The 16,030-nt window shown below is 41.7% G+C and carries 18 protein-coding genes and 2 pseudogenes; 10 read left to right on the forward strand and 10 right to left on the reverse strand.

The window, feature by feature from the left end; all coding sequences use genetic code 11:
* Positions 1-17: 17 nt before the first annotated feature.
* The 3 genes and pseudogenes from V7K30_RS34195 to V7K30_RS08455 form a co-directional block, all read left to right on the forward strand.
* Positions 18-119 (forward strand): annotated as a pseudogene (locus V7K30_RS34195) (AbrB/MazE/SpoVT family DNA-binding domain-containing protein); the annotation flags it as partial.
* Between the two features lie 75 nt (positions 120-194).
* Positions 195-422, forward strand: a complete 228-nt coding sequence (locus V7K30_RS08450; RefSeq protein ID WP_334998650.1) for a hypothetical protein — start codon at positions 195-197, stop codon at positions 420-422.
* Positions 412-828 carry a putative toxin-antitoxin system toxin component, PIN family gene (locus tag V7K30_RS08455; RefSeq protein WP_334998651.1) on the forward strand — a complete coding sequence of 139 codons (417 nt, stop codon included), beginning with the start codon at positions 412-414 and terminating at the stop codon, positions 826-828. The genes V7K30_RS08450 and V7K30_RS08455 overlap by 11 nt, the downstream gene beginning before the upstream one ends.
* Positions 829-852: 24 nt before the next feature.
* On the opposite strand, the gene V7K30_RS08460 is transcribed toward V7K30_RS08455, so the two are convergent.
* Entirely contained in the window at positions 853-2,166 is a 1,314-nt protein-coding gene (locus V7K30_RS08460; protein WP_334998652.1) for a hypothetical protein, read from the reverse strand.
* A gap of 166 nt (positions 2,167-2,332) precedes the next feature.
* Positions 2,333-3,478, reverse strand: coding sequence for a hypothetical protein (locus V7K30_RS08465; protein ID WP_334998653.1), 1,146 nt, complete (start codon positions 3,476-3,478; stop codon positions 2,333-2,335).
* A gap of 219 nt (positions 3,479-3,697) precedes the next feature.
* On the opposite strand from V7K30_RS08465, the gene V7K30_RS08470 reads away from it, so the two are divergent.
* Together V7K30_RS08470 and V7K30_RS08475 are read left to right on the forward strand one after the other, a co-directional pair.
* A complete protein-coding gene (locus V7K30_RS08470) occupies positions 3,698-3,964 on the forward strand; it encodes a hypothetical protein (protein WP_334998654.1) in 267 nt (88 codons plus the stop codon).
* A 127-nt stretch (positions 3,965-4,091) separates the two neighbouring features.
* Complete coding sequence (locus V7K30_RS08475; RefSeq protein ID WP_334998655.1) at positions 4,092-4,718, forward strand: retropepsin-like domain-containing protein; 627 nt, start codon at positions 4,092-4,094, stop codon at positions 4,716-4,718.
* 4 nt (positions 4,719-4,722) lie between these two features.
* On the opposite strand, the gene V7K30_RS08480 is transcribed toward V7K30_RS08475, so the two are convergent.
* Positions 4,723-5,607: a LysR family transcriptional regulator gene (locus V7K30_RS08480; RefSeq protein ID WP_334998656.1), complete on the reverse strand. Its 885-nt coding sequence runs from the start codon at positions 5,605-5,607 to the stop codon at positions 4,723-4,725.
* Between the two features lie 104 nt (positions 5,608-5,711).
* Here V7K30_RS08480 and V7K30_RS08485 point away from each other — a divergent pair, with 104 nt between their 5' ends.
* On the forward strand, positions 5,712-6,152 hold the full coding sequence (locus tag V7K30_RS08485; protein ID WP_334998657.1) for a class I SAM-dependent methyltransferase: 441 nt from the start codon (positions 5,712-5,714) through the stop codon (positions 6,150-6,152).
* Entirely contained in the window at positions 6,089-6,532 is a 444-nt protein-coding gene (locus V7K30_RS08490; protein ID WP_334998658.1) for a hypothetical protein, read from the forward strand. Before V7K30_RS08485 ends, V7K30_RS08490 begins: the two co-directional genes overlap by 64 nt.
* Here the strand turns inward: V7K30_RS08490 and V7K30_RS08495 are convergent.
* Positions 6,458-7,045 (reverse strand): annotated as a pseudogene (locus V7K30_RS08495) (ABC transporter permease subunit); the annotation flags it as partial. The gene V7K30_RS08490 and the pseudogene V7K30_RS08495 sit on opposite strands and share 75 nt — an antisense overlap.
* A gap of 318 nt (positions 7,046-7,363) precedes the next feature.
* Here V7K30_RS08495 and V7K30_RS08500 point away from each other — a divergent pair.
* The gene (locus tag V7K30_RS08500) at positions 7,364-7,921 is read left to right on the forward strand and encodes a hypothetical protein (protein ID WP_334998659.1); all 558 of its coding nucleotides are present in this window, start codon (positions 7,364-7,366) and stop codon (positions 7,919-7,921) included.
* 77 nt (positions 7,922-7,998) lie between these two features.
* Positions 7,999-8,643, forward strand: a complete 645-nt coding sequence (locus tag V7K30_RS08505) for a DUF3318 domain-containing protein (protein WP_334998660.1) — start codon at positions 7,999-8,001, stop codon at positions 8,641-8,643.
* Positions 8,644-8,923: 280 nt separating this feature from the next.
* On the opposite strand, the gene V7K30_RS08510 is transcribed toward V7K30_RS08505, so the two are convergent.
* Positions 8,924-9,721 carry a 7-carboxy-7-deazaguanine synthase QueE gene (locus V7K30_RS08510; protein WP_334998661.1) on the reverse strand — a complete coding sequence of 266 codons (798 nt, stop codon included), beginning with the start codon at positions 9,719-9,721 and terminating at the stop codon, positions 8,924-8,926.
* A 198-nt stretch (positions 9,722-9,919) separates the two neighbouring features.
* Between V7K30_RS08510 and V7K30_RS08515 the strand changes: the two genes are divergently transcribed.
* Complete coding sequence (locus tag V7K30_RS08515) at positions 9,920-10,969, forward strand: anti-sigma factor antagonist (protein ID WP_334998662.1); 1,050 nt, start codon at positions 9,920-9,922, stop codon at positions 10,967-10,969.
* A 331-nt stretch (positions 10,970-11,300) separates the two neighbouring features.
* On the opposite strand, the gene V7K30_RS08520 is transcribed toward V7K30_RS08515, so the two are convergent.
* The 5 genes from V7K30_RS08520 to rsfS form a co-directional block, all read right to left on the reverse strand.
* Positions 11,301-12,749: a YcjF family protein gene (locus V7K30_RS08520; protein ID WP_334998663.1), complete on the reverse strand. Its 1,449-nt coding sequence runs from the start codon at positions 12,747-12,749 to the stop codon at positions 11,301-11,303.
* 42 nt (positions 12,750-12,791) lie between these two features.
* A complete protein-coding gene (locus V7K30_RS08525) occupies positions 12,792-13,304 on the reverse strand; it encodes a group I intron-associated PD-(D/E)XK endonuclease (protein WP_334998664.1) in 513 nt (170 codons plus the stop codon).
* 421 nt (positions 13,305-13,725) lie between these two features.
* A complete protein-coding gene (locus tag V7K30_RS08530; RefSeq protein ID WP_334998665.1) occupies positions 13,726-14,679 on the reverse strand; it encodes an asparaginase in 954 nt (317 codons plus the stop codon).
* A 93-nt stretch (positions 14,680-14,772) separates the two neighbouring features.
* Positions 14,773-15,273: a CGLD27 family protein gene (locus V7K30_RS08535; RefSeq protein ID WP_334998666.1), complete on the reverse strand. Its 501-nt coding sequence runs from the start codon at positions 15,271-15,273 to the stop codon at positions 14,773-14,775.
* Positions 15,270-15,728, reverse strand: coding sequence for a ribosome silencing factor (gene rsfS / locus V7K30_RS08540; protein ID WP_334998667.1), 459 nt, complete (start codon positions 15,726-15,728; stop codon positions 15,270-15,272). Before rsfS ends, V7K30_RS08535 begins: the two co-directional genes overlap by 4 nt.
* Positions 15,729-16,030 lie beyond the last annotated feature (302 nt).

Here is a 16,030-nt window from a genome sequence, read left to right on the forward strand (position 1 = left end):
GTAATTTTTTTCCATAAACTAAATTAGATGATGTAGCGGGCTGCTTAAAATATCAAGGAAAACCTAAAACTCTTGAGAATATCGATAATGCGATTCGCCAAGGTGTAGAGGAATCGTGATTGAAAAGTAGAAAAATGGCTCAAACCTGATTAAAAAAGCTAACAAGTTTCTATTCCCTAACTCCAGAACTCACCATGACTCAAAAAACCTATCAACTCCCCCTAACCTTCGAGCAAATTCTTAATCTTGTCCTACAACTTCCCGCACAAGAACAAGAACAACTTATTCAAGAAATAAAGAAAACCTCTTCAAATAATAAAGATGAAGATTTACTTAGTGTTTTTGACAGAATCGGCAGAAATGCTCAAGCCAAAGGATTAACCGAAAAAACTCTAGAAGAATTACTCGCCGATGAATCATAAACTAATTGTCATTGACACAAATGTTTTACTTAGTGCTGCTCTAAGTCCTAATGGAACAGCCCGTAAAGCCCTAGATAAAGTCTATAAAGAATTCAAAATTGTTCAAAGCGATAAAACTTATCAAGAATTAAACACACGAATTTACAAACGTAAGTTCGATAAATATATCTCAGATGAAGACCGACAAGATTTTTTGGACATAGTTAAAAAATACAGTCAATTTATAGAAATAAAATCTCAAATAAATACCTGTAGAGATCCAGATGACAACAAATTTTTAGAACTTGCTAAAGATGCAAATGCAGAATTTTTAATCACAGGAGATCAAGACCTTTTATCACTCAAGACCCTAGCCGAATCTCAAAACCAGATTATTACTCCCAGAGACTTTCTTGACCTTGATTAATTCATCTTTAATCCTGTAATTAGTTCAGATGGAAGGCTGTAACTCTAAAGGTTTGGATGGAATGATGTACATCAATTCTGCGCCGTCTGGTTTAATTTCTGTAGATGGAGTTAATTTAAGCCAGTCATGAAAGCTGATTCCTAATTGGGATATTGCTTGTACTTCTGTTTGGTAAGATTCAAAACGACGATTGGTTTCAATCATAGATTGCATTACTTCAAATACTTGGGGAAGACGTTTGTAAGCTTCTTTTTCAAATCTTCCTGTGAATGGAGTAGGATTTCGTCCAAATATGCTCCATTCAATTTCACTACGATCTATAATTGCCGATGGAAGAGAAGACAGCCATTCATCATGACTTTGAGACAGTTTAAACATATTCTCGCGTTGCATCTCAAAAACTCTATTTTCATCAAAATTCGGGTCAATCCATTGGTAAATTTGGGTTAGTTTATGCAAATTAATCTGGTCTTTAAACTGAGGATGTAAGTATGCTGCTGGATTAGAAGTAAGCATGAGTTCAATATATTTATTAAGCAGCAACCTGAGAAATTTTGCCCCTTCTTGAAAACGGCGAAGTGCTGTTTCATGTTCTTCTAGTTCTAAATGACAACGTGCTTCTGCAATATAGGCTAGAGATAATGTAAGTATATATTTGTCAATAATTGGGCTTTTTTGGGAAAGTTCATTAACGGTGTAATCTTTGTAAATATGTTCTGCTTCTAAGAAGCGATTGATAGCTTGTAAGGCGCTGCTTCTACGGTTTTCAACTCTAGTCATCGTAAAGGCATTAAGTGCTAATTCGATTCCAGCATGGAAGTTAGCATAGAAACTGAGGTCAATTTTGTGATTAATTTTATTTAACAATTCTGCTGCTTGTTTTAATTGGTTTTCTATCTCATTGAGACGCTGCGATATAACAGCAAAACCCATCACAGATACCCCAAGATTAAGTATACTAGCAGCAGTAGTTATCTGCAAAAGCTGTGAACTGATTTGCATAGGTTTTCCAATTGCTTGGATTTGATTTTCAATATTATCTAGTTGTTGGTTAACATCACCAAATCCCTTATCTAATCGCTGGTTAACATTGCTAAATCCCTTAGCTGACACAGCTATATTTGCTCCTGAAGTTAGCAAAGTTGCACCAGAAATAATCAGGTTTAGAACGTTATTAGGCGAACTCGCAGGGGTTGAGGTTGTTCCTCTTAAAAATCCAAGGACATTATTTGTTGGAATATCTCGGATTACACTGCCACATAGTACATATATTCCCTTCGCTAAACCTTTAGCGATATGTGGTGCAAGTGCAAAGGTAATTTGAAGTGGTAAACTCATAATTTTCTCCTAGTTAATAAAACTTCCGTCGCAGGATATTTGGTGATAAGCAACTTGACATCTAGGCAACAAATATTCCCGCTTTACTTAGTATTCCCAATTTGAGTTCTATTCTGTCTAATAGCGATCGCTCTTTTTAACGAACCGCCAAGAAAGAGAATTGAATTCAGATGGAAGGCTGTAAATCTAAAGGTTTGGATGGAATAATATATATCAATCCTGCGCCATCTGGTTTAATTTCTATGGATGGAGTTAATTTAAGCCAGTCATGAAAGCTGATTCCTAATTGGGATATTGCTTGTACTTCTGTTTGGTAAGATTCAAAGCGGCGATCGGTTTCAATCATAGATTCCATTACTGCCAAAGTTTTAGGAAGACGTGCGTAAATCTGCGGTTTAGGATCATCCCAAATTGCTTTTCCTACCCAATCTATCTCGGAATCCCAAATTGCTGCTGGTATTGATTCTACCCACTTATTAGGATCTTGCGCTAACTTGAACAATTTCTTACGTTGCATATCGAAGACTGCATTTTCATCCAAATTCGGGTCAAGCCATTGGTAAATGCGGGTTAGTCTACGCAAATCAATCTGACCTTTGAACTGAGGATGCAAGTATGCTGCTGGGTTAGAAGTTAGCAGAAGCTCAACATATTTTTGGATACGAGAATAGATAACTCTCGAACCTTCCTGAAAGCGCCGAAGTGCTGTATCGTGTTCTTCTAATTCTAAATAACAACGAGCTTCAGCTAGGTAGGCTAAAGATAAAGTCAGCAGATATTCATCAGCAATTTGGCTTTTTTGCTCAATTTGGATATCGGTGTATTCAGTATAAATATGCTCTGCTTCTAAAAAGCGGTTAATAGCTTGTAGTGCGCTGCTTCTACGATTTTCAGTTTTGGTCATCGTAAAGGCATTAGTTGCTAATTCGATTGCAGCACGAAAATTAGCATAGAAACTAAGGTCGATTTTACGGTTAATATTCTTTAACAGTTTTTGTGCTTGTTGTAAGCGTTGTTCTAATTCCTTAAGCCGTTGTGCTATTACAGCAAAGCCTATAACTGAGACACCAAGGTTAAGTATACTGACTGCACTAGTTACCTGCAAAATTCCTTGAGTGACTTGCATACTTCGCCCAAGTTCCTCTAACTGTTTTCCAGTATAATTATTTGCTCCCTGCTCCCGTAACCAACTAACGATTTGTTTTGTATTTACATTTCTAATTACACCCCCAACTCGTTCAAAAGTCCCATCTGTTAGTCCTTTGACAATCCAATCAGCAAGCATAAAGGTTGCTGTCACTGGTAAACTCATAATTTTCTCCTAGTTGCTAAAATTTCAGCAGCATGATGTCTGGTAGCCAGTCGCTTCGATTCTGCACAGCAAATACCTGCGCTTTACTCAGTATTCCCAATTTGAGTTGTAGTTTATGTAATAGCGATGTCTCCGACGGGCTACGCCTACGCTCTTTTTAACGAGAAGATGCAGAGCGATCGCAGATACAATCATAAATAAAAGGCAAGCTGGTAGAAAATGGCTGAAATTGTTAGCGCTATTACCGAACTACCTATGGAGTCATTACCGGATAATCAGGTTTTGGTTCTGTGCGATATGCAGATGCAAAGTCAGCAACAAGAAGTTTTCAGTGCATTATTAGCTCGTCACCGAGAGGGACAGCTTAATGATGCAGAAGTTCGTCAACTAGATGAACTCATGCAGGTCTACCGACGTGGCTTAGTAAGTAAAGCAAGAGCTTTGAAAGTAGCTGTTGAACGCGGCTTGAAACCCACCCTCAATTAATAAATCGCAGATGAGAGAGCGAACGCTCAAATCTCATTTCAGCCAGATGCAGTTAGAATAAGGATATTTTTTAATTTAAATTAACAGCAACAACCCGGTTTTACATTTATGTAGAACATAAAAATCTATGAATAAAACACCATCTCCCGATGAAAGTCAGCAAATGCTGAAGTGGCTAAACCAGAATCGCCAAATGTTATTAGACTTATATAAAAATCAATATATTGCTTACAATGCTAATGGCTTAATTGCTCATAGTGAAAACTTGCGTGAAGTTCTAGAATTGGCAGAAGCGTCAAAGCAGATATTTGCAATTTATTTAGTTCCGCTTCGCACTGCTTCTATCCAAATTCTACCAATTCGGTTTCGTACAGTTGCTCGGCATGACTGGCAGCCAAATTATAATGTAAAACTGAAGCATAGAGATATACAAATGTCTACAACGATGTTAGTAGACTCTGGTGCTGAATTAAGTTTAATTTCCTTCAAAGTCGGTCAAGATTTAGGCTATGCTTTGGCTGATGCCGAATCAACATTATTAGCAGAAACTATAGGTGGAAGAGTTGAGTATGTTTTACGTAATGTTGAAATGACAATTGATGAACACAGTTTTATTGCTACTGTGGCATGGTTACAAACCAATACAGGTGGAGAGCAATTACTTCTAGGAAGAGAAGTTGTATTTGATAAGTTTAATATTGAGTTTAGGCAAGCTGATGAACAAATTATTTTTACATGGCGTGGAGATAACTAATCAGTTAACCACAGACACTTCTCATAACTTGCAAAAACTCGCGTAAAACAGGCGTCATATCTTCTTCTCGCCACACTATAGCCGTTTCTACTAATGGTGTTTTCTCCTCTACAGCACGATACACCACACCAGCCCTTTGAAGATTTTGCAATGAAGATGGGGCGATCGCAATCCCCATTCCCGCTGACACCAATCCGATAATCGTCTGCATCTGAATAGCTTCTTGAGTCACTTTTGGACTAAAATTTCCTTGCTGGCAAAGACTCACGATTTGATCGTAAAGTCCAAAGCTCAGGTGGCGAGGGAACATGATAAAGTTTTCGTTTTTTAGCGATCGCACTGAGATACACTCTTGTTCAGCTAAGGGATGAGTTTCTAGCAAAGCCACAATTAGAGCTTCTTGGTGAATGCACTCTTGATTGAGTGCGTTGTCTTCTAAGGGTGGATGGGCAAAGCCTACATGAATGCGGCCATCCTGTAGCGCTTGTTCCTGCTGAGTTGTGGTTAATTCCTGCAATACCAACTCTACTTCTGGAAACTGTTCTCGAAACCGCCGCAAAATCACAGGAAGCAAATCATAAGTTACTAAGCTAGTAAACCCGATTCGTAGTTGTCCCTTCTCACCTCTTCCTATTCTTTGAGTTAGCTCAATTGCCTTTTCCAGTTGAGCCAAAAGTTGATAAGCCTCTTGCAAAAACATTTGTCCAGCTTCCGTCAGTTGCACCTGTCGCTTGGTTTTGCGGTGAAACAGTTCTACTCCCAATTGTGCCTCTAGTTGCTGAATTTGTTGGCTTAAGGGCGGTTGAGCGATGTGCAATCGCTCTGCGGCTCTACTGAAGTGCAGTTCTTCAGCGACAGCAATAAAGTAGCGCAGGTGTCGCAATTCCATTTTTTTTGATATTTTATAAGTTTCAATTCTCTATAAATATATATTAGACATCTCAAAACTACCTATCTATGATACTTATACAGACATCGTAGGGAGTCAGAGCTATGTCAGAGAAGTATACTCCAGGCTATTCGAGTAATGCGACGAATTTTATGGCAAATCGCAGCGCAAATACTCATGCTGCGTTTTTCACACCTTATTTACGTCCAGGGATGAAATTACTAGATTGTGGTTGCGGCCCTGGTGCGATCGCTTTTGCTAAACCTAAAGCGATCGCACCAGGTACGCTTACAGGTATCGATCGCGAAGCTTCTCAAATCCAGATCGCTGCTGAGAGTGCTTTCACCCAAGGTGTCAGTAATGCTAATTTTCTGGAGGCGAATATTTATGCTTTACCCTTCCCGGATAACTCATTTGATGCAATCTTTTCCCATGCACTATTTGAGCATCTTCAAGAACCAGCGCAGGCGTTACGGGAACTGTGGCGAGTTTTAAAACCGGGGGAATTGTTGGGCTTCGTAGTCCTGACTGGGGCGGGTTTTTGATTGCGCCGTCTACACCAGAACTGGAAAAAGCATTTTCTTATTACAAGTGGCTCCAGCAGCAAAATTCTGGTAATCCTTACGTAGGTAGAGAGTTACGCGCTCTGCTGCGCCAAAGTGGGTTTACTAATATCAAAGCTTCGGCTTCTTATCAATGTTATGAGCCGCTGAGTGAAGCTACAGAATATTTAGCGCTGCTAATTGAGGCTTCTGCAAAGGACGATCAAGCTGTGGAAAAAGGTTGGACTGATGAGCGATGCCTGCGGCGGGCTACGCCTACGCCTACGCTTACAGCAATGAGCCGTGCTTTACGGGAATGGAGTCAGCATCCAGATGGATTTTTTGCTCAAGCTTGGTGCGAAGTTGTGGGATGCAAAGATTAGTAACCAGAGACGGGATGTAAAGTCCAGTGGTAAAACAACTAACAAAACGCCGATGATGAAAGCAAACAAAACAATTCCCCACTTTGTTAACTGTTGTTTGCTAAAAAATACACCCTCAGTTATAGCGCCTAAAGTCGAAGCGATCGCCAGCACAATCCAAGTTCGCCAATCGACAAAATAAATATCAGGGTAGCCGATGGCGATCGCTAAACTGGTCTTTTTCGTCAAATTAAGATACTGACTCGTCAACGGTGGAATTATTACCCGCAAAGCTTGGGGAAAAATCACCAGTCGCATCACCAACCCTGGTTTTAATCCTAGCGATCGCGCTGTTTCCCACTGTCCCTTAGCTACTGATTGAATCTCACCTCGGACAATTTCAGCGATAAACGCACCCGTGTAAAAAGTTAATCCCAATAGCAAAGTTGAAAACTCTGGGGATAAGGTAAACCAAGGGAGTTATAAACCATTTTGACTAATCCCAATAAAACCCCAAAGGGATAGTTTATTTTCTTGGAAAAAAGTGATCATCGCTTCTTTAATAATGAGCAATAGTTCTTCAGAAAATATAATTTATAGCGCAGAACATCATCGGTTTTTCCTATTTTCAATACCCACTGCTCCTCAAAAGTTTTGAGTGCTGAGTTCTGAGTAAAGAAGTGAGATTCCCTACTTCTTTACTCAGAACTCGGAAAAGAGGAACTGTTTTGCCCCATGCCCTAATTGCATACTTCTATGTGATCAGAAGTAGCCACACCAACCTAAACAACTATCCTTAGCAGGTTAAACTAGGCCTGTTAACAGCTGCTCCACGTTCCTTATGAGGCTTTTATGGGAGCTAACCTCAAACAAATTGCCAACTATTTAGATAACCTTGGTTGGGACTACCGTTTTGATGAAGAAGAAGACCGGATTATAACAGGTGTAGAGGCTGATAACCTAGAAGATTTCCTAATAGTTGTCCAGCTGGATGAAGAGGGAAAATTTTTCCGGGTATTTGCCCCTCAAGTTCTGGCAGGAATTCAAGATCATCCTCACAAGGCAGCTATCCTACAGACAATGCTTGCCATTTCCTGGGAAACCAAAATGTTGCAATGGAAGTATGACCCATCCGATGGCGAAATCCGTGCCATTATTGAGTTTCCTCTAGAAGACTCGATTCTCACAGAAAGACAATTTCACCGTTGTCTGAGTGGGTTGATTCAAATTGTAGATGGTATAGCGATACCTCGCCTGAAAGAAGTGATGGTAACAGGTCTTGATCCGGGAAATATAGAACTTGGGGAAAGACTGCTACTCAGTATCCAAGAAGAAGCCCCAGGATTGCTAGATTTGCTGGAAAAAGCAATGGAAGCGCGAAAAAAGCGAGGAAGTTTTCCCCGCGACTGAGACGGATCATCACTTAAATAGCTATACTCCAAAGTGATACCCTCACTATATACTGAAATTTTCTAGGGCTGGATATTATGACATCCTATGCAACCTCCTCTGCCAAAGCGGAAATGAGTGAACTCCGGCGGTTGAAAGGCTTACTACCGCCAGAATTGCAAAGCTGGGTCACGGTTGAAGGCACAACTGAGGTCAATCCACCCCTGGTTCGTTGCGAAGAAATTGGTAAAGACCAGGTAGAAATTCAAATTGACTTGGTGAAATGGGATGCCCTCGCAATGGATCAGCGTAATCTGCTGTTCTGGCATGAAGTTGCTCGCGTTCAAAATGACACAATTCCTAAAGATGGTTGGGAAATGGCAGCACTAGCCATCGGTTTAGGTGGTGCTGTAGGCGAATTGTGGGTACAAGATGGATTGCTGCTAGTGTTAGCTTTGTCGCTGTGTGGTGTGTCAGGCTGGCGATTGTACCAAAAGAATAGTGGTGAAAAGCAACTAAAAGAATTGCTAAATGCTGATGAAAAAGCGATCGCTTTGGCAACTCGTTTTGGTTATAGCCTCCCCAATGCCTACAAAAGTCTTGGTAGCGCTTTAAAAACCCTGATTGACAATACACCTAGTAAGCGCCAACGGTCTAGATACGAAGCAAGACTCTCTGCCCTCAAACGCAGTGCCAATAAGGCAAAAGCTAAATCCAAAACTCCAGATGAGGGCGCACTGTAAAAACCAGAAATTAGGTTTGGTGGGTATTGCCCACGCAACAAAGTACCTAAATCAAGATGAGTTTGACGAACCTCTCCCTGCCTTGAACTAAACTTTAAGTCTGTCCCTCTCCGATTCGCAGAGGGACGATTTTACGTATTAAAAACTCTTAGAGGTCTTTTGATTGAGCTAATTAGACTGCCTACTGGGAGGGCTACTGTCTCCCTGATTAACAGCAGCCCAATGACTATTTCATAAAATCTTACTTTTTTCTTGACTACATCTTTGTAAAACTCAAATTTTACAGCTGGTTCAGCATTTTATGCGTCTGTGGGATCACACGCACGTGCTTGACAAACCGCTTCATTAAAGCTTGCCACGTCAAAACTTGATCGCTCGAAGGTGCAAGCACAGGTATTGGGGAAAATTGTTCAGATACTGCCAAAGGCGTAACAGGTTGTAAAAATACTGAGATATCTGGACTAACCTCTGCCACCAGCAAAGCTGAACGTTCCAACTCGGCTGGATCTGTGTTTTGAGACACAATTATCTTGACAAAAACATTTAAATATGAATCATGACATAATTGGAGAGATTTAGCATGTTCTTGCCAATGATTTTCGCCGCTGACACTGGGCAATTTGAAATCCATACCCACAGAGTCTAAGTAGGGGAGAATCATCGCCAGTTGTTCTGGGCGATGTCCGCCAGTTTCTAAGTATATAGGTAGACCAGTTATGGCTCGCACTTGGGGTAGAAACTGCGTTAAAAATGGGGCATGAAGAAGTGGTTCGCCCCCAGTTAAGCTAATGCTATCGTGTAGACAAGGTAGATTTTGCTGTTCCACCCATTCAATTAAGATGGGTAATGGGACAGGGTTAGAGTGGATTTCAAAGTCGCGCAATCCAGGCGATCGCTCTATCCGACAAGTAGCAGGTGCATTCCAAGTGTGGGCGCTATCACAAAAATGACAGCGCAAATCACACAGAGCAAAACGAATAAAAATCTGACGTGTCCCTACATTCAGTCCTTCCCCTTGAATGGCAGAAAACACCTCAATCAGGCGTGCAGTAGGTGTAAGCGTAGTTTTAGCAATCATTTGATGAGAGCAACGCGATCGCGCTGCGTCGGCACAACAGCAAGGATGTTTTTTGGCTTCTTGTTCTACTGTGAATCGTCGCTGGCGATCTCCAATTTCAGCCCCGGTAAATAGCGATTAGTCCTTATTACTACTGATTCTAATATTAGGTTAGGTAATTTTCTAGGACAAAATAATGTTTGGCAGATTACATTATACATGGCAACGAAAGTGCAGAGCTTCATGACTAGCCAACCGACAGAGGTCGATTTTCCAGTTAATTCCCTAAACGACACGGCTATAGTGCAGGTGCCCAAGCGGTTGAGCGTGCTGGAGGCTTTAGGCTTTAAGCAAACCTGCCAAGGCTTAATCCAGCCCAATTCACATCCCAAGCAAATCATCATTGACTTTCACCAAACTACTTTTATGGATAGTAGTGGTTTAGGTGCCCTGGTCAGTAATTTTAAATACGCTCAGGTGAAAGGGATTACATTAACACTGCGGAATGTAACACCTCAGGTAATGGCAGTCCTAAAACTCACGGGATTGGATCAGGTTTTTCCCCTGGAGCCTGTGGACGATGGATCGCTAATAAAACAAGAAGACTTAATAGATAATCGGAAGACAACTTCCCGTAAAGTAGAGCAGTTACCAACTACTCACCCTTCTGTAGCATCTTGGATGAAACGGTTATTAGACATTGTAGGGTCAGTGATCGGTTTATTAATTACAGGAGTTTTGTTTATTCCTATTGCGATCGCTATTCAAATTAATGATCCCGGACCCATTTTCTTTAGTCAAATCCGTTGTGGTTGGATGGGGAAGCAGTTTGAGATTTGGAAATTCCGCTCCATGTGTGTGGATGCGGAAGCGAAGAAATCTCAAGTCAAAAACCAAGTGCAAGGTGCCTTTTTCAAGAATGCGAATGACCCCAGAATTACTAAGATAGGCCGCTTTTTACGGCGAAGTAGTCTCGATGAACTACCCCAATTTTGGAACGTTCTCAAAGGAGAGATGAGTTTAGTAGGCACCCGACCACCCACACCTGATGAAGTGGAACGCTATGAAGTACCGGAGTGGCAACGTTTAGATGTTAAACCCGGTATGACTGGCGAATGGCAAGTAAATGGGCGTTCTACAGTCCGTAGTTTTGAAGATGTAATTCGCCTGGATTTGCAGTATCAAAAAAATTGGAGTTTGGTGTACGATTTAAAGTTAATTTTCAAAACTATAGCTATTGTGTTTAATAGAAACAGTGGTGCTGTTTAGTTAACTATCTTTATTCACAATTTTTTGCTAACTCGCAACTCTCACGATAATTCTTAAATACACCCAAGTCTAAAATAGACTTGGGTAAATTTTAGGTTTACCTACAGCACTACGCAAGCAAGTGTCAGCCAATTTTGGATTTTAGATTTTAGATTGACCCAACAGATTAATCCTCTTTATTGAAACAAAGATGTTTATTTATTTTTTCTCCACGATTAAAATCGGGGGCTTGAAACCACGTTTAAATTTTGGATTTTGAATCATTCAATCCAAAATCCAAAATCTAAAATCCAAAATTTAAGAGTCGGCTTTTTTGTCTTAAATTATACTGCTACATCTGGATACTTACAACTTCAACTTGCTGCACCTCTGGCAACAAACGCTTCACACCCTGCTTAACAAACCCCTGCAAAAAACCAATCTGCTGATTTTGCCCAAATACCTTTTGCAACGTTTGCCGCAAATTCTCCAAATTCAAACTAGTCCCAGAATCTATCGCTATTTCCTGCTGTTGGAAATACTCAACTAGACTTAACCCAGCTACCCTTGTTAGATAAGCTGCACTTACTCCCTGCACTACGCCACCAGCAACAAAGGTAACAGCATTACTTTTAAGAACAGTACTAATCGCCTTTGTAGAAAGTTCAACTAAACCCAGTTTCAGCATCAAACTTCCCATTGTTCCAGCTACAGTTTGTGCCTGTTCCAGGGAAAATTTCTGCTGATAGATATTACCCAAATCCATTACCATCTGAGCATTAATTGCCGCAGTCGCTAGGATGTCAAGGGCTGGGACTGGGTTAGCAAAGGCAGCAGCAGCAGCTATCCATTGATATTGTTCAATAATTGGGGTGGCGCGATCGCATCTGGTTCCATTCAGCCAGTTTTTCGCCTCAGCTTTCAACAACCCAGCTTTCCTCATGGTAGTTACCCAAACTAGCCGTTGTCTCTGCTGTGCCAAAACTTCGCCCAACTGCTGCGCCAACTGCTGGATATCTGCTGCTGGTTGCTCCATCCACTCTTGCACAGAACCATCAGCCTGATGCTTTCGGACTTTGATGGGAATGGGAGAGGCGGCTGTTGCAACTACATTTTCATGCATCCGCTGTTTTAATGACAGTAAGATGCTGGCCCTTTCATCGGTTAAATACTGGTCCTGTTTGTTGAAAACTAGAATAGTAGGCTGATTTGCTGCTTTTATCTGCTGTAAGGTTTGAAATTCTGAGTCTGTCAAATCACCATTTGTTAGGAACAGAACAAAATCAGATTTTGCCACTTCTGCTAAAATAGCTGCATCTGAATTGTCACTCGCTTCTCTAAACAAAGGTGCTGTCTCTTCTAAAGACACCAAATTTCGTGTCTCGACATTTTGCTTTAGCACTTGAATTAAAGTGCTTTTACCCACGGATTTGCCGCCAGTCACAGCCACTTTAATTTGTTGCCTGTCTAATTCCAACAACAATTGGGCGACTTGTTCTCGCAGTGTTTGTAACGCCGGATGGTTTTCTGCTTCTTGTGCTAGTTGGTTAATTACAGTTTCAGCAATAGAAATCGCACTTTCCACAGTCGCCCGATCCACGAGCATACTATTTAGCTGCTCTAAACTGTCTTTCGAGCGATTTTGTTGAAATAACCACAAACCACCACCTACAGCTAAGGCACTCAACAAACCAAACTCACCCACCTGGACTATAGAATCCTGCCAACTGTCCAACATCCACAGAGAAAAGGACAGTCCCAATCCTCCCACTAAAATTGGTCGCTGCAACTTCACAACCATGATTCTCCGCGCCTTTTAGATGGCTATTTCTTCCAGAATAGATCAAAAACCTGCTTCTCCGAATTGAACAGGCGATCGAACACAACTTTCTTTACCTACAGATGCCTGTAAAATTAACTCCCAAGCCTCACGATATTTTGCAGAACGAGGTTTACGCTGGCGTTTTTCAGCCTCAACAAGGTGTACTTCGCTCCCATAATCTATGAACACATCCACGGGAAAGACATAGAACAGATCAAGCTTTTCTATATATACCAGGGCAAAATCAAAGTCTGAGAGCTGATATGCTTCTCGAAGCATCAGCCGCCGATTGGTTTTAGTGCGGCGATTATCTACAACATAGTTGCCGGAAGGCTCATCCAACCAAGCATATTTGACTTGGATTTTAATTAGAGTTCCCTCTACATCAAATGCTAGATCGTAAGGTAGTCGATCACCAAAAGGTTTTAAAACTCCCCAACCACGCTTTAAGGCATGAAGAACAGCAGCTTGTTCTGCTATGTCTCCCTTAAGCTTTGTGTCCATTTGTAAAACAAAGTAGCTGACAATCAGCATAAAACAAAACCCTGTAATCTTTTAGGAAAACAGGGTTTTGCTTTATATTTCATTTGGTGGCGGGAAGTGGATTTGAACCACTGACCTTCGGGTTATGCTTACCAACTACAACTTTCGTTGCCCAGATTAACTGGTTTGTGGTCTGGACTGTCCCTTCACCCTCGTCATTATCGTTAGGGTGTCTGCCTTCCAGTCTCTACACCTTCTCCATTTCTGGAGCTTGGTTCGGGATTACCGCGCTATTGGCTTCCCCGAGTTTGACAGATAAACGCACATAAGTTTCTTTATGTGCCGCCCATAGCAAACTTAACTAATAAGCGTCTAGTTAACTTTGCCCGTTGAGCCCGACGAGCTACCAGGCTGCTCTATCCCGCGTCGCTCTTGACTTTTATATCATAACCTATGGTCAAGAGTTTGGCAACTACAAAAATGATAATTCTCCAATTACTTCTAAACGCTTGTATTTTCCTAAGGTCACAAACTTTTCTGAGAGGCTTTCTGCGGCGCTGGGACTAATCCAACCCATTTGCTGGAGTAAGTGAATAGCAACGGCATGTTTTGCTCGTTTTGCCCCATCCATGACTTTGATTGCCAAGCCCATACCTTCACCGAGTCTACCAATGCACTGCACTCCTTCGGCACCAGCTTTACTCACCAGTTCCCCTGGAGTTAAACGCATCAGTTCCGTATCAAATTCTCCATCTCCTGCTACCATAGCGGGGTGATGAGTCATAGCACGGACAATGCGTTCCATGTCCAAATTGGTACTAGAGGCTAACAGCGCATACAAAGACGCCATATGACCGAGTTGCATCAGATAAGTAGGTGCGCCACAGTCATCATGAGCGCAGATAAATTCCTCAGCTGGCATTCGCAGCAACTCTGCTACTTTGCCCAAAATCAACTGCTGTATTGGGTGCTTGCGATCCAAGTAGTTATTCAAGGGCCAATGGCGTTGCTGACAAACGGCTAACATCCCTGCATGTTTTCCAGAGCAATTGTATTCCAGAGGACTCCGCTTCCCTTCAGGAATTGGACACTGGAGTACAGTTGGGTCAAGATCAGATCGCCAAAGGATGTTAAATACTTGTCGGACTTGCTCTATTGTCCCTTTGTGGGAACTTGTGATAATTGCTAAGTCGCGATCGCTGAGGTCATAGCGTTCCAGTGTACCTGTGGTGGTGACTGCGAGTGCCTGAAATGGTTTGAGGGCTGAACGGATAAATGCAGCAGTTTCAGAATTTCCGGCAACGGTTAGAACCCGTCCTCGTTCGTCGCAGACAACAGCTTGGACTATATGCCTGGATTCAATAATACCTTCCCGCAGCAACCGGACTTCCAGTGCTGTGGCTTGAGTTCGTTTTCCCATTGTCATGGGTTTATATTTATTACCTTTTTTTAGTTAGGAGTTAGGAGTTAAGAGTTATGAATTATTAACTAATCACTCCTAACTCCTGACTCCCAACTTTTAAAACAAATGCCAACCTATCGTACCAATAACGTACATTCCCGCCAAGCCAGCAAAGGTAAATTGTAACCGCCGCAGAATAGGTTTGATTTCGTATGAGACAATTAAGCGATCGCGGTTGAGGACTTCTTGTGGCTTCGTCCAAGTTTGACCGTCGTACCAGCCGGACTCTTCATAAAATACTGTGGGACTGCAAAGGCGATCGCACACGTAGAACCAGCCTAAGTACAACCTTACCAGTGCCAGCACTACCCCAACACTCGCAGCTGCTGCACCACAGAGGATAAAATGTGCAATATATTTGTGAGGGGGAAAACTTGCTGCTGCCACAGGCCCTGCGACCAGCCAAGATAAACCCCAAATCCAAGCCATTTTCGTGATATAATAGCGCCAATCTAAAGTGCTATCACGAAACAGCCAGGAAGTTTTTAACTCTTCGTACTCATTAAGCGGTTGTTGGTCTGTGGGAACTGGGCAATTTGAAACCGAAGACCTAATCATGTTGGCTTACCTTCACCCTCATCAGATTCTGGAAGGGAAATACGTTCTGCATGAATCCAGAACGCTTCTAAATTATAAAACTCCCGTTCTTTGGGCATCATGATGTGAACGATCACATCACCGTAGTCTTGTAGTACCCAACTCCCCTCGACTTTCCCTTCTGTCCTTATGGGACGCCGTTGCAACTCAGTTTCGACTTTTCCTTCAATTGCTTGAGCGATCGCCCTTACTTGTACCCTAGAATAGCCAGTCATCATCACAAAGTAATCCGCTAGGTAAGATACCTCTGCTACTTTGAGCAATACAATCTCACCCGCTTTGCGGTCTGATGCAGCTTCTACTATTGTTGCAGCTAATTTTCCGCTCTCCTCTTCGGTATGGGCGTGGCTCTTTACCACACTCTTCGTCAGTGGGACAGATTGTAATGGGAAATTTCCTTGGAAATAATCAGTCATTAAACCTCATGTGCTTTCTTTCTTTTGAAACAATTGTTTACATTTACTTACAAACAACAAACAATTGATCTGAAAATGTGTCAATAGGTTTTTTTGAATACTAACAAAAAAACAGGTGTCTATGGGGACTAGTTTGATAATTGACTGTTTAGATTTCGACCTCAGCAATTAGCAGTTGCGGATGGCTATTGTGCAGCAATAAATCAACCAATAGCTCTCCAGTAAGAATTTCCGGCGAAAATAATCGCAGACTAATCAAATAGCCTAACATGTAAAGCTAGTGCAAGGAGGAATGAAGCAGA

The organism is Nostoc sp., from assembly GCF_036917655.1.
In the GTDB taxonomy this organism is placed as follows: domain Bacteria; phylum Cyanobacteriota; class Cyanobacteriia; order Cyanobacteriales; family Nostocaceae; genus Nostoc.